Source organism: Thermorhabdus hydrogeniformans (assembly GCF_049310025.1).
Classification (GTDB): domain Bacteria; phylum Bacillota; class Thermosediminibacteria; order Thermosediminibacterales; family Tepidanaerobacteraceae; genus JBJYKD01.
In genome coordinates, this window is record NZ_JBJYKD010000001.1 from 16,998 (window position 1) to 37,869 (window position 20,872).

19 protein-coding genes are annotated in these 20,872 nt (G+C 44.7%); 3 read left to right on the forward strand and 16 right to left on the reverse strand.

What is annotated here, in order from left to right; genetic code table 11:
- Positions 1-689: 689 nt before the first annotated feature.
- The 3 genes from ACKX14_RS00075 to ACKX14_RS00085 all read right to left on the reverse strand — a co-directional run bounded on the left by ACKX14_RS00075 (position 690) and on the right by ACKX14_RS00085 (position 5,537).
- Positions 690-2,141, reverse strand: a complete 1,452-nt coding sequence (locus ACKX14_RS00075) for a sodium:solute symporter family protein (protein WP_422443548.1) — start codon at positions 2,139-2,141, stop codon at positions 690-692.
- Between the two features lie 229 nt (positions 2,142-2,370).
- A complete protein-coding gene (locus tag ACKX14_RS00080; protein ID WP_422443549.1) occupies positions 2,371-3,384 on the reverse strand; it encodes a 4-hydroxyproline epimerase in 1,014 nt (337 codons plus the stop codon).
- 728 nt (positions 3,385-4,112) lie between these two features.
- On the reverse strand, positions 4,113-5,537 hold the full coding sequence (locus ACKX14_RS00085) for a sigma-54 interaction domain-containing protein (RefSeq protein WP_422443550.1): 1,425 nt from the start codon (positions 5,535-5,537) through the stop codon (positions 4,113-4,115).
- A 375-nt stretch (positions 5,538-5,912) separates the two neighbouring features.
- Here ACKX14_RS00085 and ACKX14_RS00090 point away from each other — a divergent pair, with 375 nt between their 5' ends.
- Together ACKX14_RS00090 and ACKX14_RS00095 are read left to right on the forward strand one after the other, a co-directional pair.
- Complete coding sequence (locus tag ACKX14_RS00090; protein WP_422443551.1) at positions 5,913-6,275, forward strand: zinc ribbon domain-containing protein; 363 nt, start codon at positions 5,913-5,915, stop codon at positions 6,273-6,275.
- 121 nt (positions 6,276-6,396) lie between these two features.
- The gene (locus ACKX14_RS00095) at positions 6,397-7,398 is read left to right on the forward strand and encodes a polyprenyl synthetase family protein (RefSeq protein WP_422443552.1); all 1,002 of its coding nucleotides are present in this window, start codon (positions 6,397-6,399) and stop codon (positions 7,396-7,398) included.
- A gap of 4 nt (positions 7,399-7,402) precedes the next feature.
- Here ACKX14_RS00095 and ACKX14_RS00100 read toward each other — a convergent pair whose 3' ends face one another.
- The 11 genes from ACKX14_RS00100 to ACKX14_RS00150 all read right to left on the reverse strand — a co-directional run bounded on the left by ACKX14_RS00100 (position 7,403) and on the right by ACKX14_RS00150 (position 17,951).
- On the reverse strand, positions 7,403-8,467 hold the full coding sequence (locus ACKX14_RS00100; RefSeq protein WP_422443553.1) for a tetraprenyl-beta-curcumene synthase family protein: 1,065 nt from the start codon (positions 8,465-8,467) through the stop codon (positions 7,403-7,405).
- A gap of 140 nt (positions 8,468-8,607) precedes the next feature.
- On the reverse strand, positions 8,608-8,811 hold the full coding sequence (locus ACKX14_RS00105) for a hypothetical protein (protein WP_422443554.1): 204 nt from the start codon (positions 8,809-8,811) through the stop codon (positions 8,608-8,610).
- A gap of 46 nt (positions 8,812-8,857) precedes the next feature.
- The gene (locus ACKX14_RS00110; protein WP_422443555.1) at positions 8,858-9,862 is read right to left on the reverse strand and encodes a biotin--[acetyl-CoA-carboxylase] ligase; all 1,005 of its coding nucleotides are present in this window, start codon (positions 9,860-9,862) and stop codon (positions 8,858-8,860) included.
- A 228-nt stretch (positions 9,863-10,090) separates the two neighbouring features.
- Positions 10,091-10,531 (reverse strand): OsmC family protein, encoded by a 441-nt coding sequence (locus ACKX14_RS00115; RefSeq protein WP_422443556.1) that lies wholly within the window; start codon positions 10,529-10,531, stop codon positions 10,091-10,093.
- Positions 10,532-10,706: 175 nt separating this feature from the next.
- Complete coding sequence (locus tag ACKX14_RS00120; RefSeq protein WP_422443557.1) at positions 10,707-11,000, reverse strand: hypothetical protein; 294 nt, start codon at positions 10,998-11,000, stop codon at positions 10,707-10,709.
- A gap of 16 nt (positions 11,001-11,016) precedes the next feature.
- The gene (locus tag ACKX14_RS00125) at positions 11,017-11,223 is read right to left on the reverse strand and encodes a hypothetical protein (RefSeq protein ID WP_422443558.1); all 207 of its coding nucleotides are present in this window, start codon (positions 11,221-11,223) and stop codon (positions 11,017-11,019) included.
- Between the two features lie 255 nt (positions 11,224-11,478).
- The gene (gene typA, locus ACKX14_RS00130; protein ID WP_422443559.1) at positions 11,479-13,299 is read right to left on the reverse strand and encodes a translational GTPase TypA; all 1,821 of its coding nucleotides are present in this window, start codon (positions 13,297-13,299) and stop codon (positions 11,479-11,481) included.
- 20 nt (positions 13,300-13,319) lie between these two features.
- Complete coding sequence (locus tag ACKX14_RS00135) at positions 13,320-14,210, reverse strand: MBL fold metallo-hydrolase (protein ID WP_422443560.1); 891 nt, start codon at positions 14,208-14,210, stop codon at positions 13,320-13,322.
- A 171-nt stretch (positions 14,211-14,381) separates the two neighbouring features.
- Entirely contained in the window at positions 14,382-14,858 is a 477-nt protein-coding gene (locus ACKX14_RS00140) for a macro domain-containing protein (RefSeq protein WP_422443561.1), read from the reverse strand.
- 28 nt (positions 14,859-14,886) lie between these two features.
- Complete coding sequence (locus ACKX14_RS00145) at positions 14,887-15,210, reverse strand: hypothetical protein (RefSeq protein ID WP_422443562.1); 324 nt, start codon at positions 15,208-15,210, stop codon at positions 14,887-14,889.
- Positions 15,211-15,314: 104 nt separating this feature from the next.
- On the reverse strand, positions 15,315-17,951 hold the full coding sequence (locus ACKX14_RS00150) for a cation-translocating P-type ATPase (RefSeq protein WP_422443563.1): 2,637 nt from the start codon (positions 17,949-17,951) through the stop codon (positions 15,315-15,317).
- 267 nt (positions 17,952-18,218) lie between these two features.
- Here ACKX14_RS00150 and ACKX14_RS00155 point away from each other — a divergent pair, with 267 nt between their 5' ends.
- The gene (locus ACKX14_RS00155) at positions 18,219-18,860 is read left to right on the forward strand and encodes a LysE family transporter (protein ID WP_422443564.1); all 642 of its coding nucleotides are present in this window, start codon (positions 18,219-18,221) and stop codon (positions 18,858-18,860) included.
- A 288-nt stretch (positions 18,861-19,148) separates the two neighbouring features.
- Here the strand turns inward: ACKX14_RS00155 and pcrB are convergent, their stop codons facing one another.
- Positions 19,149-19,844, reverse strand: coding sequence for a heptaprenylglyceryl phosphate synthase (gene pcrB, locus ACKX14_RS00160; protein ID WP_422443565.1), 696 nt, complete (start codon positions 19,842-19,844; stop codon positions 19,149-19,151).
- Between the two features lie 88 nt (positions 19,845-19,932).
- Entirely contained in the window at positions 19,933-20,817 is an 885-nt protein-coding gene (gene ilvE / locus ACKX14_RS00165; RefSeq protein ID WP_422443566.1) for a branched-chain-amino-acid transaminase, read from the reverse strand.
- Positions 20,818-20,872 lie beyond the last annotated feature (55 nt).

The window sequence follows — 20,872 nt, forward strand, 5'->3', positions numbered from 1 at the left end:
CCTCCCTTACCAAGTTAGTGTTATGGAACCTTTGAAGACATGCTATACTATTTTCCATTATCTTAAAAATGTACTTTTTAGTCATATTTCATTTTAGTTCTACTAAAATACCATAAATACTTAGTATAGCTGTAAATGTATGATTGATTTTGTTTTTCTAATTTTTACTGTGATTAGTATATTTCGACATAAAAATAATTTTTCCTTCTTTTTTACTATAATTTTTTTATTTTTTTTAGTATATCTAAATTAGATTTTTCTGATACATCCAGAGATGAATGGAATGGGATGAAACCGTAAATGTTGTCCTAATGTGTTAAGCAATAGTGACTAATGTTGAGATAAAAAATACCACCTTTTAACATATTTGTATTATTCAAACGTAAAAGGTGGTAAATATATATTTATGAAGTTTTGAGATCAAAACTACCGTTAATGGAGACTACCGCTAAACGTTTCAGTGCAATAGCCGTGGGTGACCCTCCTCTTTCCGGATTTACTTAATTGATTAAATGTAGAGGGAAGAGGGCCACCTTTTCTTTGAGTAATTTTGCATTCCTTCATCCTAATACCACTCAACCGCAGCTAAATTCATGCCGTGCCGGGACAAATTATTTTCCCATACCCCTTCAACCCGTTTTTAATTCCTTATCTTGCGTCAGAGCAAACCTCTCAATAGATGGAAACTATCAACTACTATGGTCCAAATTAGGTATCGTTGATGCTGTTGAAGTGGTAAACAAGTTGACGAGCAGCAGGACAAGCGTTGTTACCACAATTGCCGGGATAATTCCGCCTCCTAACAATTTATTGAGTGAAGGTACCCCCTCGAATAGTACTGCTACTACCGCTCCTGCAGCAAGACCCGCACGACTTGCAGTTACAGACAAGCCTGACCTGAACTCTTTAGAATTCTTATCCTTATAAAGATAGGCAATAATGAAGTAAGGAATTAATACACCGCCACATATCGCGTATCCAAACATGCCAAGATCAAGAATGGATGGGAAAGTAAGAGCAGCACCTATTGAAAAGAGACCAGCTATTGTAGTTACTATTCTAGAATATTTTACCTGCTTCTTTGTCTCTATTCTACCATAGGGATCAACGATATCGCACATTATATTAGCTCCTCCATTATTGAGGTGTGTATCTGCAGTAGACATACAAGCAGCCATGACACAAACCATTGCTAAAGCCTGCACAAACATCGGTGTATGGTTAAATACAAACCAGAAGGTAGCTTTATCTCCGACTTGGGGATTTACGGCTCGTACATATAATCCCATAAATAACGTGAAGAATACAGCCATAGCGGTTATAACCATAGCGATTTTATATGCTTTTACAGTCTGAATATCCTTGGAAGCAAAAGCTCTATTCCACATGGGAGGATTTGAAAGTCCCCCAAAAAATCCAACTAGAAATCCGGATAAATGAGGTAAAATACCTTCCGGCGTCCACTGCCACAGTTTTGGATCCTGTGCTACAAGTTGCTTACTGATCCATGAAACATTCAGGCCGGTTACCTTCACAATATAAGTGATTATGAAGACAGCAAGTGCAAGTTGCATAATTCCCTGGAAAAAGTCCGTCTGCACAACTGCTTTAAACCCGCCGCTAATAGTATAATAGATAACAACAGCGCCAACTATCACCATAATTATTTTTGGATTAATATCAAACACCACGCTATAGAGGTACGATAATGCCATTATTTGGCCGCCCACCCAGCATACATTTGGCAAAAGAGTGGCAGCCCCTGCTATCCTTCTTACAAATAAGTCCCCGCCGGCAAGGTAGTCTGAAAGATAGTGAGCCATAGTTACATAATTAAATTTAGCAAGATGAGGTGCAAGAAGGAACGCGACCGTGTTATAACCTAATACCACCTCACCAAGATACACCCAATAAGCGGAAATTCCATGCATCGCAGCCCTACCAGCGTAACCGACAAAATTACCAGCACCACTAAAGGAGGCCCAAGTTGTAAAAAACAGGAACCAAAAAGTTACTGTTTTACCTGCTAAGAAATAATCATAAGCATCTTTAATTTCAGTACGAGTTTTATACCCCACCCATATACAGATTCCAAGATAAATTGTAGTCATAATAATTACCAATGTTTGAAGTGATGTCATCTTCTATTTAACCCTCCCTTTTATTAACTTTACCTTTTTCAATTGTTTTTACCTAAAAGAACCAAGAGTATAATTTTCACCTCCCTTATTGGTTTTTCACCCTTTTGCCTTAATGAATACAGATCATTTACCTCCATCCTCACCCCCTTCACCTTATTGGCCATACAATCTATATTACCCTCTTCCCATATGATTCACCAGCAAATAAGGTCTCGAATTAATGTTCCCATTAGCTTGAAATTAGGAATCCCATCTTCAATGGATCGTCAGGGTCAACTACAAACTGGTGGATACCTGTTATATAAGCACTTCCAGTAATTTCCGGTACTACCGCCTTGTAACCAGCTACTTCGCATTCTTCAACAACTTTTGCCCTAAACAGACTCCCTATAATGCTTTCATGTACAAATTCCTGGTTAAGTAAAATCTTTCCCTTCGCATATAGAACAGCAAGTTTTGCAGATGTACCAGTTCCACAAGGTGAACGATCCAAAGCATCATGTGTAATTAATACCGTATTTTTTGCGTGTGCTTCCTTATGAGTAGGAGGTCCAGAAAATTCAACATGTGTTAAACCCTGTATATAAGGCCTTTCTGGATGCTGAATAGTGTACTGACTATTTACTGCGTCCTTAATCAATCTACCCACTCGTATGATCTCCCTTGCATTTTCAGGCGTGATATTTACTTCGATTTTTTCAGCATCTACTATTGCATAAAAATTACCCCCATATGCAATGTCTAAGGTAACATTGCCCAACTCTGGCACTTGAATTTTCACATCTGCCATATACAGGAACGAAGGAATATTCCTAAACGTGACTGACCTCACAATCCCGTTTTCAACAGTTGCTTTTGCCGTAACAAGGCCCGCTGGTGTTTCTAAGGTGATTGTAGTTATAGGTTCTGATGCTGAAATCACTCCCATCTCAATAAGTGCAGTACAACAGCCTATCGTATCATGCCCGCACATTGGTAGATATCCGCCTGTCTCAATATAAATAACACCTACATCCGCATTGGGATCGCTAGGCTCTGTTATAATAGCCCCCGACATAACACTATGACCCCTCGGTTCATACATGAGCATGGTACGCATCCAATCCATATGATCTCGCATGTACACCATCTTCTCGCTAACTGTTTTCCCTGGTATGCGAGGCAAACCGCCTATTATGGTGCGCGTTGGTTCTCCTCCTGTGTGAGTATCCACAGCAGTAATCATTCTTTCAAACCTTAACATCACAAAACCTCCCATATACTTTAAGTTTGGAAGTTATCAGAGAACCCAAAGCTAAGAACAAGCTAAAAGGTTCTTGTTGAGTCCTTGTTGAGATCGCTGCAAAAAGCTACAAGTTCTTCATATCGCTTATATCTATGGCTGATTCCGTTAATCTGGCTATACCATCAAGTATTCGCGTCATTTTTGTAATTCAGGAAGAGCTTAAATCTTTTTAAAAAGTATCCAAGCAACTGTAGACCTTGTGGATAACCAGATAGGTGGGGCTAATAATACTTCTATTGTTTAAGCAAATTTAAGCAAAGAGTATGCCAAAAAAAGAGCATTATTTAGCGCTATTTTTTCTCACGATTTAATAATTTCGAGAATATTTGTCCTATTATCAAGACATCTAGCGATTAAATTAAAGACATTGTCTTTTTATAAATACAAGCTCCATTTAATAAATTAAAAAATCATTATAAATCGTTAATTGTTAAAATTTGTATGTTCATATTTAAATAATCAAAATAATTCCCCTTAACTATAAAAACGGAAGCCTTTATTCTGCTTCCACTACTTTATCTCTTCTCTTTTCTATTAAAACCATAAATAGCCCGGCGAACATAACCAGCACGCCAATTATTGAATTTTTGCTTGGAATTTCACCGAGAATCAGATAGCCAAGTTTATGCCATACTTGCATAATGTTTTTTATACATTAAAAGCACCCAGAAGAGGGCGCTATTACTCTACTCTATTATAAATTTTTTGTTTATGCCGTATTTTCTTATTTTATTGTGCAGCGTCTGTCTCGGCACTTTTAATAACCTGGCAGCCTCGGCATAATTTCCATTTGCTTTGTTTATGGCTTTCTGGATTAAGTTTTTTTCAAAATTGTCAACCGCCTCGTTCAGCGGCGGGAAATTTGAGTTGGCATCAAACTGAAGAGGATTAACCTCTTCTTGAGGCAGAAAATAGTTTATTGTTTTCGGCAAATCTTTTACTTCTATGATGTCGCCTTCTATAAAATTCATAACGCTTTCAATAGTTGATTTTAATTCCCTTACATTCCCGGGCCAGCAGTAGTTCATAAATAAGTTCATCACTTCCGGAGAGACGCCCCTTACATTTTTGTTTAATTGCCTGTTGTAAAGGTTTATAAAATGTTCCGTCAATACGGGTATATCTTCTTTTCTTTCCCTGAGGGGAGGAATTGTCAAAGATATCACGTTTAACCTGTAGTATAAATCTTCTCTCAGAAGTTTTCTTTCGACGGCTTTCAGGGGGTGTTCGTTGGTGGAGGCAATCACTCTCACGTCGACAACAGTCGTCTTTACCCCTCCTATCCTCCTTATGACGCCGTCCTGAAGAACCCTCAGGAGTTTCGCCTGGAGTTCTATATCCATCGAATTTATTTCATCCAGAAAGAGTGTACCTCCGTTTGCCAGTTCGAAAAGGCCCGGCCTGTCTTTAGCCCCGGTAAAGCTTCCGGCGGTAGTCCCGAAAAGAATTCCCTCCAGCAGCGTCTTTGGAAGAGCGGCACAGTTCTGGGCGATAAACGGTTTATCCCTTCTTGAAGTACTCGCGTTGTGGATGGCGTGGACGAACAGTTCCTTGCCGGTTCCCGTCTCCCCGTAAATCAGAACCGGAGATGAACTATCGGCGATCTTTCTTGCCCTGGAAATTAATTCTTTTATGACCGGGCTCTTTCCGATTATGTCATCAAAAGTGTATACGGCTTTATTATCATTATGGGCTTTCTCACAGGATGCCTTTTTATACAATTCTTTCTGCAGCGAAACAATTTTTTCCGACAGTTCTTTCACGGTGGATAAATCCCTGTATAATTCAAAGGCCCCGATTATTTTTCCTCCCTTTATAAGCGGCATGGTAGAAGTTAAAATGGTAACCTGCTCGCCGCGGAAATTTATATAAGTCTGAACGTAATCAACTAAAGGTTTCCCGTGCCGCAGGACGTAATAAAAGGTGCTCGTCTCCGGCGTCAAATCGGGAAATATCTCCAGGATGTTTTTGCCTATGGCTTCTTCGGGGTTTATTCCCGCAATTTGAGTTACGGGTTCATTGAAAAATATAACATTTGCTTTTGTATCCACAACCAAAATGCCCTGCTTTAAATGTGTTAGCATTGATTCAAAAAGGAATTTGTAATCCATTTTGATAAATTTCCTCCCTGTGCCGGTTTTTGAGGCGCAACGGTAAGGCCTGTGTTCTTACACCTTTCATGAGTCAAATACAAACTCCTCTACCAGTTTTATATTTCTCGGGAAATTCATTGGAGACGGTCAAAGTGCAGGTCTATGATATAACCTTCAGTTATTTTTATCTTTTTTTATAATTTCATTAATTAAATTCTATATTTTTATTATCTTTCCTTCTCATTGTAAGCAATAACGCGAGCGCAATTTGGTTCTTAATTTTTTTAAAAAATTCATAATTTAACCGATGCTAAAACAATCTTTAATCAGCCGCGATAATTTACTATAATTAAAATTAAGTGGAGCTGTGAAATTTTATACGGGAGGAGAACCATGTTTTTCATAGGCATTTTCGGGGTACAGGATAAAGACAAATTAATCAGGGAATACGAAAGCATCATATGTCCAGGATGCGGCAGGCTGTCCAGGGCGGAGCTTGTGGAGTTGTACACTTATTTTCATTTCTTTTTCATCCCGCTTTTTAAGTGGAACAGGAGGTATTTCATACGTTTCAGGTGCTGCGGCAGTGTCTATGCCGTTGAAGGTAATTATGTGGAAGAACTTAAAAAGGGAGCTACTCTGGATACCAGCAGATTAGAAAAAATAGGCGCATCCGGCAATACCTGTCCAGGGTGCGGCAATTACGTAAATCCCGGGTTTAATTATTGTCCATATTGCGGAGCAAAATTATCCTAGATGATTTTCACCCTCCTTTCTTCACCGCCATTGGAAAGATGGCGTTTTTTTATTCTTATAGCATAAAAAGTTCTTCAAGACACAAAATATCTTTACAGAGTTCTTTACAGGAGATGATTTAATGCACCAGGCCCTTAGCACTAAGAACTTGGTCATCAATCCAGCGTTTGAAGAAATTCCCCAAATAGCCGCAGAAATGAAAAGTGTAGAATATGAGCTAATTCGCATCATTGGGGAAAGCGAGGATCTCATACGCCAGCTGCTGACGGATTTATTTTGTTCCGGCAAAAGACTGCGTCCGAAACTGGTGCTCCTTTCAGGTCTGTGTTTTTCTCACGCAAATGAAAATATGTTATACTCCGCGGTTGCAGCGGAATTAATCCACACCGCTTCTCTTATCCACGATGACATAATCGACAGGGCCCACTACCGGAGAAACAAGTACACAATTAATTTCATATGCGGGAATCATACCGCAGTCCTGGCCGGGGATTTTTTATTCGCCAGGGCTTTTGAAATACTCTCCAAAAAAAATCTTATCAAAAGCATGGAGTACCTGGTTAAGGCCATTCAGGATATGTGCACGGGAGAAATAATCCAGGCCAATGACCTTTTTAATACAAATGTCTCGGAAAAGGAATATTTTGACAAAATTAACAGAAAAACCGCTTCCTTGATATCCGCCTGCTGCAAGGCCGGCGCGGAAAGCGGCGGAGCGCCGGAAACGGACGTAGAGCTGTTGGGCTTATTCGGCAGGTATGTGGGCTATGCTTTTCAGATAATGGACGACATACTGGATGTTACGGGCGACAAAAAAGAAATGGGCAAGCCGGTGGCTCACGACATTGAAGAAGGCAACATTACCCTTCCTTTCATCTACCTTTTGCAAGAAGAACGATACAGCATAAAATACCTTGACGTTCTGTGCGACAAAAATTTAATCGCCGGCGCAAAAGATGAAATAATCCAAGAGCTGCATAAATCGGGCTCTTTGACAAAGGCCTATAATATGGCCGTATTTTTTGTCAATAAAGCAAAAGAAGTTATAGAGCCAATACCCGATTCGGTATATAAGGATATCCTGCTGGCCCTTTCGGATGAGGTTATAAAAAGAACACATTAATTATTTACAGTCGCGCTTTTTTTCTCAGCCCCCGGCAGATCATGTGCAATAACCTCGTAAAAGACCCGGATTTATCTAAAAGCCGTGCTGTAATTTCTTTGTGCTCATAGAGCCCTGCTTTCTGGTCGGAAAGGTACAGAGCCATGAGTCCCTCCACGACGGTGCGGTGAAAGAGAGGATATTTCAGCGCCCGCGAACTTTCCAGTGCCTTTTCCAAAAAAAATCGCAGCCTTTCTTCGCATTCACCGGAGTCTTTATAGTAGTTCACGAAATTTAAGTCCCCTTCCCTGTTATCCTCATATAAATCGATGTAATAATCCAGGAGGATATGAAGGCCGCACACCCACGGAAAGTATGAACTGAAAATCCGTTCCACTTCTTTATCACTCAGATATTCACTCCCGGCCGCCGCCACAAGCAAAAAAATTCCCAGCGTGGAGCCTGCGGCTGCGGAAAACTCCCACCCGCTTATCCCGGGGAAATGCTTCAGATAACTGTTAAACCACCGCTGCATTTTACTTTCTCTGATGTCAGGAGAAAGATGCTTGTAGACCTGCAAATCGGAGTAGAGTCCTGCAAGAAACAATACCTTTTCTCTTACCGCTTCATACGAAGGCAGTTTGGCTGTATATTTTTTGCATTCCGTTACAAGGAAATTTAAGTATCCGCCGTCATCTTTGTAGGGATAATACCGGTAATAGTTATTAAAAATGTCGTTGGGCACCAACGCATCGGTCATAGCCGTGTGAAGCTGCCTGAATGCTCTTTCATCCACAACTTCCGCCCTGTCGCACAGATTATCAAGATAATCGCTGATGGTCTGATATGATGCTATAAAGTGAACCATTTCCTTCACACTAACACCGGGATATAGCGCATAAATACCGCCGCCCTGGCAGTGAAACTTCTTTGTCTTTATGCTGGCCTCGGCCTGCCGGGCCAGCATGTCGTCGGGTATCTTCTTCGCCATTTCGAGATAAATTTTGAGTTCCACGTCTACCAGCGGGAATACGTTCTTCAAGAAATTTTTAATAAGTTTTAACCCGTATACAACAAGCTTAATATTCATACTGCCTCCGGGTGTTTTTTATCATAATTTAGTGATATTCCCTTCCGTCTGGCGCATTGAAAATAAAATTAAAGCCTTCCTTAATTTCTATTATTTTAAGGAAAGCTTTTTTATAAGGAAAACTTTTAAAAATTTCCCCGTCATTTTATAATGTAGTAGCACGCCTCCAATTCGTCATTGTCGGCTCTCGGTAGCCTCGACCTCAATTCATCCAGGGCTTCATCATCTATTCCCATGAACTTGTCACCTAAAATTCGGGCGCAAACCACGCGGCTTGCGTGGGAATTCTTGTGGCGGCTCACAAAGTCAATTATCTCTTCAATCCGCTTTTCCCTTTCTTCCAAAACAACCACCTCCTGCTTTATTTTTGACCGACAGGAGGTCTTTTATTCACCGGAGCGACACGTCGCCGCTTAAAACCCTTACAATTTCACCATCGTTTCTTTTAACCATCAAAGCCCCTTCATCGTCTATATCCAGGGCTATGCCGTCAAAACTATCGTTTTTCCGTATTATTTTTACAGGCCTCGCCAGATTGCAGCACAGGCTCCTCCACTTCTCAAAAATATTTTTAAAACCCTGGTTCATGGCTGTAAAGTAGTAATTTTCAAAGCTTTCGAGAAAACCGGTCAACACCTCTATGCGACTGGCTGCTTCTTTCTTTTCCAGCTTCAGAGAAGTGGCCCTGTCTTTAAGCTCCCCGGGGAAATCGTCGTTATTCACATTTATGCCTATCCCTATGACCACATAATTTACTGCATCCATTTCTGCGCTAATTTCCGTGAGAATTCCGCATACCTTTTTACCGTTTATCATGACATCGTTGGGCCACTTTATGGCCGCATCAAGGCCGGTCCCGCCTTTTATGGTTTCCGCCACAGCCACCGCCGTCAGCATCGTGAGTTTTGGAGCTTCATAGGGCACGAGATCAGGTCTCAATATCATCGAAAGCCATATGCCGGCACCTCTGGGGGAAACCCACGCCCTGCCCATGCGCCCCTTCCCGCCCACCTGTTCCTCGGCAAGCAACAGAGTCCCGTGAACGGCGCCCTCCAGGGCCAGTTTCCTGGCTTCATCATTGGTGGAGCCGACAGTTGTAAAATAATAAATCCTCCTGCCCAAAAAAGAAAGCTTCACTCTGGCCCACACTTCTTCCGGCAGGAGCAGGTCTGGGGACCGAACCAGCCGGTAACCGAGGCGGGTAGATGACTCAATTTTATACCCCATTTGCCTCAAGAGGTTAATGTGCTTCCAGATGGCCGTACGCGTGACGCCGAATCTTTCGCTTATTTCCTCTCCCGATATATACTCTCCCTTTTTTGAGAGGAGCAGCATGAGAAGCTTATCGGGATTTGACATATCCGCAACCAGTGAAAGTTTTTCCCTGTTACCCATAATTTCCTCACTTCTAAACATTTTGCTACAACAATTATATAACCCCCAAGGCTATAGTTCAATATTATTAATTCCCGGCCACACGCCGGAATCAGCCTATGTCTGGTTATTTTTATCTGCAAAGAATATGATTTCAACTTAAGATCCATTACATCATGGCGGGCCCCGAAGCAAAATAGCGAAGAAAGCCGTCCTCCAGGACGGCTTCTTTTTGTTCAATTTGCAATTTTATTTTTCGATCACATACGTGCCCAAAACCGGCACCCCTTGCAAAGTGTCCCTGACGGGGCAGCGATTTTCTATGATCTCATACAGTTTTTTAATTTTATCTTCGGGCGAGTCGGAAACGATGTGCATCTTATACCTGATGTCCGAAAAACCCTTCCGGACATTGGGGTTCTTGCCCATGAAACCGTCGGGGTCAAGGTCTCCCTCCAGTTCCACCGAAAAACCTTTTAACTCTACGCCGCACATGGGAGCAAAAGAGCTGGCCACTATGCTCATGCAGCCGCCCAGCGAACACAAAAGCATTTCCACCGGATTCATAGCCGTATCGGTACCACCCAGGCTTTTGGGTTCGTCTACTCTGACCCTGAATCCTCTGGCATCGCCCTCCGCCACAAGACCGCCTTTCCAGTCTACTCTGGCGCTGAAAGTTACTTTAGCCATTGAACTTCCCCCTTTTTAAAACCTCTTCTTGATTTTTATTTGTTTGCCTAAATAAATATTGCAATTCTTGTGCCAATCTTCACTTTTGAAAATGGCTTTAAAAAGCGGGACTGGGGTGCCGGTATCTCCAAAGGAATGTATAAATTTTTAAACACTGACCGTTATTATATACATCTTAACCACCGTCGATGACATCGTCGGCATAATATCTGGGCCGGGTTTTGTCGTTGCCGAGATAGTGCAAATTTGCGTATATGTTTACGGTATGGGCATTGCTGTTGTGCCGTATTTTTACGTCTTTGGGCACCGCGTCATCCTGGTGGTAATTGAGATACTGCTTCAATATATCGAGGGCATTGGCTTCGCTGATATTGTCATAAAACGTCTTATATATCTCTTCGGGTATCTCCAGCATGATATTGTGCAAACCGTCTCTGACGGCCCTGGTCTCACGGATAGAATCAAGCATAATATACCTCCGCCAATTAGTCTTTCTCCCGGGTCTCTTTATTCTTTGCGGTTAAATTATTGGGAGGGGTCTTTAAAGGGTTTTTTCTGGTAAATTCTCCGGACAATTCATAGTTTTCGGGTCTTTCGTCGTCCACCAGGTCGCCTTTAAACCTCATTTTTTGCATCTGAGGTATCAGTTCGTTTATATCGACTTTTTTCTTCGGCAGCCTTTTTTTGCCCATTAAAATTCCTCCCGAAAGCTCATTTATTTAAGTTTATTATTTCCTTTTAGTTAAAAATAACTCGCTTTCGGTTCTGTATTTACGGATTGTGATCTTTAAAAATCTAAACCGGCTTTCTTAAAAAAAATCTAATACACGGGTCTAAAAAAGGGCCCTCACTTAAGTGAAGGCCTGCCTGAAAACCATTCTTTTATGAATCCACCGATTTTTTAATTTATCAAAAATTGGGGCACCACTGCGTAAATGCATTAAACGTTAGCCTCTGGCCCTCGCCTTCTGCCTCTCCTGGCGGGAAAGCATGGCTTTGCGCATGCGTATGCTCTTTGGAGTCACCTCTACCAGTTCGTCTTCTTCGATAAATTCCAGGCATTTTTCCAGTGTCATTTCTTTAGGCGGAGTAAGCCTTAGGGCTTCTTCAGCGGTTGAAGAACGCATGTTGGTAACATGCTTTTTTTTGCAAACATTGATATCCAGGTCGCCGGACCGAGAATTTTCGCCCACTATCATGCCCTCATATACCCTGACGCCCGGTCCTATAAATATCGTGCCCCTTTCCTGGGCATTATATAAACCATAAGTCGTGGCTTCACCGCTCTCGAAGGCCACCAGGGCTCCCCGGCTGCGGGCGGGGATTTCACCTTTATAGGGTGTATAACCTGCAAAAACAGAATAAATAATACCTTCTCCTTTAGTATCTGTCATGAATTCCGAGCGATAACCAAGAAGCCCCCTGGTGGGGATTTGAAACTCTAATCTCATAGACCCGTTTCCCAGATTCTCCATATTTATTAACTGTCCTCTGCGAACTCCCACTTTCTCCATAACTACGCCCAGATACTCCTCGGGGATATCTATCACCACCGACTCCACGGGTTCCATTTTCCTGCCGTCTATCTCTTTTATTATGACCATGGGTTTTGATACCTGAAATTCATACCCTTCCCGCCGCATGGTCTCGATCAGCACAGAAAGGTGCAACTCACCCCGGCCGGAAACCTTGAAGCTATCCGGGCTGTCTGTCTCCTCTACCCGCAGGCTTATATTGGTCTTCGCCTCTTTAAAAAGCCTCTCTCTTAAATGCCTTGAAGTTACATATTCCCCTTCCTGCCCCGCAAAGGGGCTGTTGTTTACGCTGAAAATCATGGAAAGGGTGGGCTCGTCTATATCCACATATGGCACGGGCTCGGGGCTATCCGGGTCCACTATGGTTTCCCCTATCTCTATGTCGTCGATGCCCGTCACCGCCACAATATCTCCTACCGTAGCCGCCTGCACACTCTCTCTTTTCAGACCCAAAAACTGAAAAAGATTGCTGATTTTCGTCCTGCTGATGCCACCGTCTTTCCTGCATATGGCGTACTCCCTGCCCGCCACAATGGTTCCCCTGAACACCCGGCCTATGGCGATCCTCCCTACATAATCGTCGTAATCCAGGGTGGTGACAAGCACCTGCACCGGGGCCTCCCGATCCCCTGCAGGCGCCGGAATATGGTTCACAATGGTGTCAAATAACGGTTTCAAATTTTCTCCGGCCTCTTCCATTGACAGCTTTGCAATACCCTCTTTAGCCGAGGCGTAAACCACAGGAAAATCTATCTGGGAATCGTCGGCTCCGAGTTCGATAAACAGTTCCAGTACCTCGTCCAGCACCTGATTTACGCGGGCGTCAGGCCGGTCTATCTTGTTTATAACGACTATGGCCGGCAGCCCCAGGGCCAGGGCCTTTTTAAGGACAAAACGGGTCTGGGGCATGGGGCCTTCAAAGGCGTCCACAAGCAAAAGCACCCCATCCACCATTTTCAACACGCGCTCCACTTCGCCGCCGAAATCCGCGTGTCCCGGGGTATCCACGATGTTTATTTTAATGCCGTTGTAGGTCACAGCGGTATTTTTGGCGAGAATGGTGATTCCCCGTTCCCTTTCCAGGTCGTTAAAGTCCAGTATTCGTTCTTCCACCCTTTGATTTTGCCGGAAAATGCCGCTTTGTTTCAGCATTCCGTCCACCAGCGTGGTCTTGCCGTGATCCACGTGGGCTATAATCGCAATGTTTCTTATGTCTTCTCTTTTTGTGATCATGTTCTATCTCTCCCAAAAACTCAAACGTAAAAGTACATTTTCCCGTCTATGATATCCATGGTTATGGAGTTTTTCTCCAAAAGATAGGTCAAAAAAGCGCTGACCGAGGTCAGAGTTATAAAATACTGGGGCACATTCATGGGTATCATGTATTTTTTAATTATAAGTTCGGCCAGATCCTCCCGGGTCAGCGGCTGGGATAAATACTCCAGCATCAAATTTATGTTGTCCTGGATGTTATCGATGTTTTTCCGGATGAGTGCCGCCGGGTCTTGCAACGGCTTTTCGCTGTGAGATATAACGTAATAATCGTAATCCGTCGTGAGCAGGTATTCCAGGGTTTTGAGGTGTTCGCTTACATCGAATATAAAAGGCAGGGGATATTTTGCCATCTTTTCTTCGCTGAAAAAAGCGTCTCCGCAAAAGAGCACATTGTCTTCGGTAGCAACCCCTATCTGGTCGAGGGTATGCCCTTTCAAAGGCACTATTTCAAACTTTTTATCTCCCAGTTCCACAGGGCCCTCTGCAAGCTCTATGTCCACGAAGGTCTCCCGGGCTTTTACGAATTTGGCCGAGAGACCGGGGATAGGGCTTGCCCCATAAAAAACCATTCCCTCAAAGGAATTGTTTTCCATAAAAAGTTTTTCTCTCTTCGATGCGGCTATGCGGGTACCGGTATGGTTTTGTCTTATATAATCATCCGCCCCGAAATGGTCCGGGTGCGCGTGGGTGTTTACGATGTATTTCACCTTTAACTTCTCAGCTTCCAGCACTTCCAGGAGATGCTTTCCGGCCGTGTTGTCGATACCGCTGTCTATAAGTGTGCAAAAACCGTTCCTGTATCTGTACACGCCTACATTGGTGGCACTGTGTATATAGTAAGTATGACCTCTCAATTTAATAAGTTCCACTGTAAAGTCCTCCGATATTTCTGGTATCAAATTTCACCACTATATTATAAATAAATTGGCCTCCCAAAATCAAGTAAACTATTTTTCAGGAAACGCACGGACAAAAATACGGCCACCCGACGGTGGCCTCATGGTTTTGGGCTTATTAAAACACCTGTTTTTTTATGATTTCTACCCTTTGCACAATTCAATGAAATCCTCGTTAATATCCATGACGGTAATGTCGATATCCTTAACTTCCCCCATGATCTCCTTAAATGCCGCGGCCACATCCTTTTTGGGGACCCCGCCCACTCCTGTCGCCAGCGCCGGAATGACCATGGATTTGACGCTCATCTGCCGGGCTTTATTCAGCAGGGATACGAGGCATTTCTTCACTACTTCTACGCTGGAGGGCTCCGCCGGGTATTTCATGGTGACGGCATGAAATACATACTTTGCTTTGAGCTTGCCCGCCGTCGTGACATATACGTCCCCCGGTTGTGGGTCCGTCTCCCTGCACACTTTAATTGCCTCATCTTCTATGATTTTCCCGCCTGCTTTTTTTATGGCGTACGCCACCCCGTCGCCCATGGGTCCAATGCCGTTGGCCGCATTTACTATCACGTCGGCCTCGGCTTTGGTTATGTCTCCAACCACCGCTTTCATATTAACACACCCCACTCCAAGCGCGAATTTAATGTCCGCAGCAGCAATCAGCTTTATCGCCCGACACTTCTTTAAATTTGTTTTTCCAGTACTCGCATTTTGCCCGCATTTCATTTACGAGCCGCAAATCCTGTTCGGTATGAAAGCCTTCTTCAACCCGGGTTTCCGCAGATTTAACACCTTCTTCAAAGATATCCAGAGCTTTTTTAAACAGTTCCTCGGCGAAGGCCGCCCTTTCCCTTTCGTGGGGCCACTGGGCTTGCCTTGAGTCCCTGATAAAGGCTTTGAGCATGTCAAAAAACTTTTCCCCATCGGTATAAAGGTTGATGCCAAATTCCAGATTTTTAATCATTTATAAACGCCCCTCCCCGGCCCGTTATGTAATTTATTAATTCCACAAACTATTGAAAATTCCTTCCGGGAAAGTTATACAAAAGATAAAAATGCTTTTTTAAATTAAATGACCGCGCTCAGACCCGCCAGCGCCAGCACCATCATCCACATATTCCTGTCAAGAGGGGTGGTCTGAAATACGGGCTGAAAAAAAGGCACATGCACCACCATGACGAGAAGACCCGTCGAGCATAAAACGGCCAGGGTAAGGTATATGTTGGAAAAGGGATTCTGTTCCCACGCGCCTTTTCTTTCGGTGCGGCACTCGAATACAAAAATGAGCTGCGCCAGGACCAGTGTGCAGAAAGCCGCCGTCCTTGATACCATGAGGTTGCCCTTACTGTACATGTTTGCCAGTATGAAGGCCGCCACGGTGGCTATGCTTATGAAAAACCCCCTGGAAATTATCTTTCCGCCAAGGCCACCGGAAAACACATTTTCACTTTTACCGCGCGGCTTCCGGTTCATCACGTCCTTTTCCGGAGGGTCTACCCCCAGGGCCATGGCCGGAAGACCGTCGGTCACCAGGTTCATCCACAATATCTGGATGGGGAGCAGAGGAAGCGGCAATCCGAGGGCACAGGTCCATATCATGGTGAGCACCTCCCCCACGTTGCAGGACAGCAGGTAACGAATAAATTTGCGTATGTTGTCGTAAATAATTCTTCCTTCTTCCACCGCCGCCACAATGCTGGCAAAATTATCGTCCATCAGGATCATGGCCGAGGCTTCCTTGGTTACGTCCGTGCCGCTTATGCCCATGGATACGCCTATATCGGCCTCTTTTACGGCGGGCGCGTCATTTACTCCGTCTCCCGTCATGGCCACCACATGTCCTTTCTTTTTCAGGGCTCTTACGATTTTTAGCTTATGCCTGGGCGTAACCCTGGCATACACGGCCACATCTTCCACGCATTTTAAAAATTCCGTTTCGCTCATATTGTCCAGTTCCCGGCCCGTGAGGATTTTGCTGTTCCGGCTGATCATCTTTAATTCCCTGGCGACGGCCCAGGCCGTAGCCCTGTGGTCGCCGGTAATCATTACCGGTTTTATGCCGGAAGAAAAACATTTCTGGATGGCTTCTTTAGCCTCGGGCCTGGGTGGGTCGATCATCCCCATCATCCCAAGGAAAATCAGGTCTTTCTCAGGGTCTTTTTCCTCCATTTCGGATACGGAAATTTTCCTGTAAGCAAAAGCCAGCACCCGGAGAGCTTCGCGGCCCATCTCCTCATTTACGGCCAGAATTCTGGCTTGATCTTTTTTTGTGAGCTCCCGTATCTGCCCTGACTCCTCTATGCGGGTGCAAAGGGAAAGAATTATGTCGGGGGCGCCCTTGGTAAAAAGCAGCAGTTCACCCTTCCCTGATTTTACCACGACCGACATTCGCTTCCGGTCGGAGTCGAATGGCAATTCCTTTATTCTCTGGAAATTTCTGTCTACAATTTCTTTTTCCACACCGCCCTTCAAGCCCGCAATTAAAATTGCCAGTTCGGTTGGATCTCCCTGAGGTATGATTTCTTTCTGGCCTGTGAACGCTCCAAACAGCCCCCCTTTTTCCCTGCTCACCCGCGCATTATTGCAGGAAACTCCTATTTCCATCAGCCGCCTTACCGCCGGCGGAGGGGTTTTAAAAAGCCTGCCGTCGGCTGTAATAAAATCGCCGTCGGGCCTGTAACCTGTGCCGGTCACCATCAAAGTTTCGCCGCCGACGTATATTTTTCTTACACTCATTTTGTTTTCCGTAAGGGTGCCGGTCTTGTCACTGCAAATAACGGTGGCGCAGCCGAGGGTCTCCACGGCGGGCAATTTCCTTACAATCACATTTTTCCTCACCATCCGCTGTACTCCCAGGGTAAGGACCACCGTAACTATTGCCGGTAAACCCTCGGGTATTGCCGCCACCGCCAGACTTACTCCAAATAAAAACATGTCGTAGATTTTTTCCCCCCGCAGCACCCCCAGCAAGGCCACCATGACGCAGATTGCAATGCATACCAGTACCAGCTGCTTACCCAGAATGTCCAGACGTCTTTGCAGCGGCGTCTGTTCTTCTTCTATCTTTCCCATCATACCCGCTATCCTGCCCATTTCGGTATCCATCCCGATACCCGTGACCAGCATCTTGCCCCGCCCCGAAACCACCAGGGTGCCCATAAATGCCAGATTCCTCCGGTGAATCTTCATGTCCCCGCCGTCGCCGGGTTGGGTGGATTTTTCCACGGGTAGCGATTCCCCCGTGAGAATCGATTCATCTATAGTCAATCCTTCCGCCTCCACCAGCTCTCCGTCGGCAGGCACCCGGTCTCCGCCTTCGAAAATGACTATGTCGCCGGGGACCACATCCCTGGCGGGGATCACCTTAATATCACCGTCCCGCAGGACCTTTGCGGTGGGTGCCGCCAGTTCTTTCAACGCCTCCAGGGACTTTTCGGTCCTGTATTCCTGGAAAAATCCCAATATGCCGTTGATTATCACTATGGCGGTAATGGCAACGGCGTCCGCCACCTCGCCGAGATATGCGGAAATCAGAGTGGCGCTTAGAAGTACAAGGGTGATAAAATCATTGAACTGGCCTATGAATATTTTGAGCGGCGAAATTCTCCTGACATCCTGTACCTGGTTGTCTCCAAACAGCCTTTTCTTAAGCGGTATTTCCCGGCTGGATAAGCCCCTTCCGGGATCGGTGCCGTAGTGCTCCATATCTTTTCCCCTCCACCCAGGTGATTTACATTTAAAAACTTATTCCCGAGCTTTGGGGATTATGTCTAATTCTTAAAACCGGTGTTAGCCTTTTCTAATATTTAATATTTAAATATATTTTGATATGTAATATAATAGCTCTATATGACAGCTGCTCTATACATTCTCGACTTTGCCTGTGACAGTCGAACGGCGGTTTCGAGTAACCCCTTCCATTGAGGGGTAAGGAGAACAATAAAAAATATTTATTCCATCGGGGGGTTGTTCATGAACATTTACGCAATTTTTTTAACGGCCTTCCTAGTGGGCCTTTCGGGTGCAATGATGCCCGGGCCTCTTGTTACGGTAGCGATAAACGAGTCCTTAAAAAAAGGCCTTTCCGCCAATCTGTTTGTTTCTTCGGGGCATGCTTTTATGGAAGCGCTGGTGGTTCTGGCGCTCATCGCGGGACTGGGGGATACGCTTGATACCCCCTCCGTGGCGGGAATTACAGCAGTGGTAGGATCGATTATCTTATTTAAAATGGCGCACGATATGATAAAAGAGGCATGGCTGAAAAAGATAAGCCTTGACATGGCTGGCGCTCCGGACAAGTCAAAAAGTTTAGGCCCCGGTTTCGCGGGCATTTTTGCCACGGTCTCAAATCCTTACTGGCTTCTGTGGTGGGCCACAATCGGGTCAAACTATACCGCTCTTTCTTTAAAAAAGGGGGTTCCCGGCGTTTTATCTTTTTACATCGGCCATGTCCTTTCAGATTTTACCTGGCTCTTGCTGGTGGGATTGATGATGGTCACGGGAAAAAAATTTATAAATGATACCGTATACAGGGGATTAATCCTCGTAATGGGAGTATTCCTGGGAATCATGTCGATTTACTTTTTTTGCTCTGGAATAAGGTTTCTAAAATAGCCAAACGCAAATTTTTTACAGCCGTATGAAGAACGGCAATCGTATAAAGCTCCTATATTTATCATCATTCACCTGCTGGGCTCTGAAACAACTTCAAAATGGCCTCCTGTAAAAGCCGTAAAGCATCACCGGCACAACGCCGGTATAAAGGATTGAAAGACGGAAACTCTCCATAGAGTTACGCAAAGCAGGATAATTGGCCCCTATATAATTCAGGAGGATTTCCTGGACGATGTTTGGAGCCTGAAAAGCGTTTTTTGCCCAAAACACAAAAAGTGACATAAAAAATCAATTTTTTACCGCCATGACTGTTTCCTTTAATTTTTTTACGGCACCGGTGTATATCATATTTCCAACGATGATGGTGTCGGCCACCCGGCCCATTTCCGCTGCTTTTTGGGCGTCATCTATTCCGCCGCCGTAAAAAAGGCGGGATTTTTTTAAGCCCTCTTTTACAAAAGCCACTAATTCCGGGTCCCCATAACATCCGCTGTATTCGAGATAAATCACCGGCAGTGAAAACAGGTTTTCGCCGCACCGGGCATAAGCCAGGGCATCCTGTTTTGTAAGAGGATTTACGGCGCCGGTTAGTTTGGCCGCGGCACAGGATGGATTTAAAATAATGTATCCCTCCGGTAAAAGTTCGCCCCACTCAATAAATTCCCCCGCCGTCCTCACCGCCCTTTGATGGGCCCCGACAATCCACCGGACATCGCCGGCATTCAGTACGACGGGAATCAAATAGCCGTCAAAACCCAAAGTAATTGAATCCAGACTGGATACTTCCAGAATCCTGGGAATAGGATAGGGCCTGAGGAGGCGACACAACTTTGAGACTTTTTCCCGGGTAATATTCTGTGTTCCGCCGATTATCACCGCGTCGGTGCCGCTCTTTACCACCTCCTCCACAAGCTTCTCGTCGGCCGTTTTATCGGGGTCCATCTTTACCATGTGGCGCCATTTTTTCCACCCTTCGGGAAACATATGACCATTCCTTTCACACAAAGTCTTTCAAAAAAGTGGGCTTGACTTGCAGCCAGGCCCACTCATTTTATACCCTTTATAATTTTTGCTATTCTTCGGGATAAATTTTTTCACCCTCGGTTTTTATAAGCTCTTTAAAGGCTTCCATAAGTTTTCTGGTAATGGGTCCCGGCTTGCCGCCGCCAATAATCCTTCCGTCCACCTTCACTACGGGGATGGCTTCGGCCGCGGTCCCCGAGAGGAAGCATTCGTCGGCGGTGAAGACCTCGTAACGGGTAAACACCTTTTCTTCAACTTTAATTCCCATCTTTTCGGCCAGTTCCATGATGGTGTTCCGGGTAACTCCAACGAGAATTCCGGCATAGGGCGGAGGAGTAATCAATACACCATTTTTTACAATGAAAATGTTGTCTCCTGTGCATTCGGCCACGTAGTCTTCGGTATTCAGAATCATGGCCTCCGGAACGCCCGCAAGGTTTGCCTCTATTTTGGCCATGATGTTGTTAAGGTAGTTAAGGGACTTCATCTGCGGGTTGACGCCTTCGGCCGGATTTCTCCTGGTCGCCGCCGTGATTATTTCAAGACCTTCTTCGTACATTTTGTCGGGGTACAGCACAATTTTGTCGGCAATGCAAATGACTGTGGGTTTTCCGCATTTTTTGGGATCAAGACCCAGGTCGCCCTCTCCGCGTGATACCACAAGCCTTATGTAGGCGTCTCTCAGCCGGTTTTTCCTCAATGTCTCTAGAACCACTTCTGTCATTTCCTGTTTTGTAAGGGGAATGTCCAGCATGATGGCCCTGGCGCCGTTGTAAAGCCTGTCGATGTGCTCTTTCAGCCTGAACACCCGGCCGTTGTACGCCCTTATTCCTTCGAAGACGCCGTCACCGTATAAAAATCCGTGGTCAAACACCGAAATTTTTGCCTCTTCCTTCGGCAAGTACTGACCGTTTACATAAACCAGAATGCTCATTTGAAAGACCTCCCTATATAATTTATAAATTTCGAATTTTCTTTTAGACAAGGAT

Excerpts from the sequence above, each read along its gene's own strand:
- ACKX14_RS00125 (WP_422443558.1), bottom strand. The coding sequence starts at position 11,223 with ATGGGCAAAAAAAGGCTGCCGAAGAAAAAAGTCGATATAAACGAACTG.
- ACKX14_RS00080 (WP_422443549.1), bottom strand. The coding sequence starts at position 3,384 with ATGTTAAGGTTTGAAAGAATGATTACTGCTGTGGATACTCACACAGGA.
- ACKX14_RS00110 (WP_422443555.1), bottom strand. The coding sequence starts at position 9,862 with ATGGGTAACAGGGAAAAACTTTCACTGGTTGCGGATATGTCAAATCCC.
- ACKX14_RS00095 (WP_422443552.1), top strand. The coding sequence starts at position 6,397 with ATGCACCAGGCCCTTAGCACTAAGAACTTGGTCATCAATCCAGCGTTT.
- ACKX14_RS00155 (WP_422443564.1), top strand. The coding sequence starts at position 18,219 with ATGAACATTTACGCAATTTTTTTAACGGCCTTCCTAGTGGGCCTTTCG.
- pcrB (WP_422443565.1), bottom strand. The coding sequence starts at position 19,844 with ATGTTTCCCGAAGGGTGGAAAAAATGGCGCCACATGGTAAAGATGGAC.
- ACKX14_RS00120 (WP_422443557.1), bottom strand. The coding sequence starts at position 11,000 with ATGCTTGATTCTATCCGTGAGACCAGGGCCGTCAGAGACGGTTTGCAC.
- ACKX14_RS00075 (WP_422443548.1), bottom strand. The coding sequence starts at position 2,141 with ATGACATCACTTCAAACATTGGTAATTATTATGACTACAATTTATCTT.
- ACKX14_RS00150 (WP_422443563.1), bottom strand. The coding sequence starts at position 17,951 with ATGGAGCACTACGGCACCGATCCCGGAAGGGGCTTATCCAGCCGGGAA.
- ACKX14_RS00090 (WP_422443551.1), top strand. The coding sequence starts at position 5,913 with ATGTTTTTCATAGGCATTTTCGGGGTACAGGATAAAGACAAATTAATC.
- ACKX14_RS00145 (WP_422443562.1), bottom strand. The coding sequence starts at position 15,210 with ATGATTAAAAATCTGGAATTTGGCATCAACCTTTATACCGATGGGGAA.
- typA (WP_422443559.1), bottom strand. The coding sequence starts at position 13,299 with ATGATCACAAAAAGAGAAGACATAAGAAACATTGCGATTATAGCCCAC.
- ilvE (WP_422443566.1), bottom strand. The coding sequence starts at position 20,817 with ATGAGCATTCTGGTTTATGTAAACGGTCAGTACTTGCCGAAGGAAGAG.
- ACKX14_RS00085 (WP_422443550.1), bottom strand. The coding sequence starts at position 5,537 with ATGGATTACAAATTCCTTTTTGAATCAATGCTAACACATTTAAAGCAG.
- ACKX14_RS00140 (WP_422443561.1), bottom strand. The coding sequence starts at position 14,858 with ATGAAAGCGGTGGTTGGAGACATAACCAAAGCCGAGGCCGACGTGATA.
- ACKX14_RS00115 (WP_422443556.1), bottom strand. The coding sequence starts at position 10,531 with ATGGCTAAAGTAACTTTCAGCGCCAGAGTAGACTGGAAAGGCGGTCTT.
- ACKX14_RS00100 (WP_422443553.1), bottom strand. The coding sequence starts at position 8,467 with ATGAATATTAAGCTTGTTGTATACGGGTTAAAACTTATTAAAAATTTC.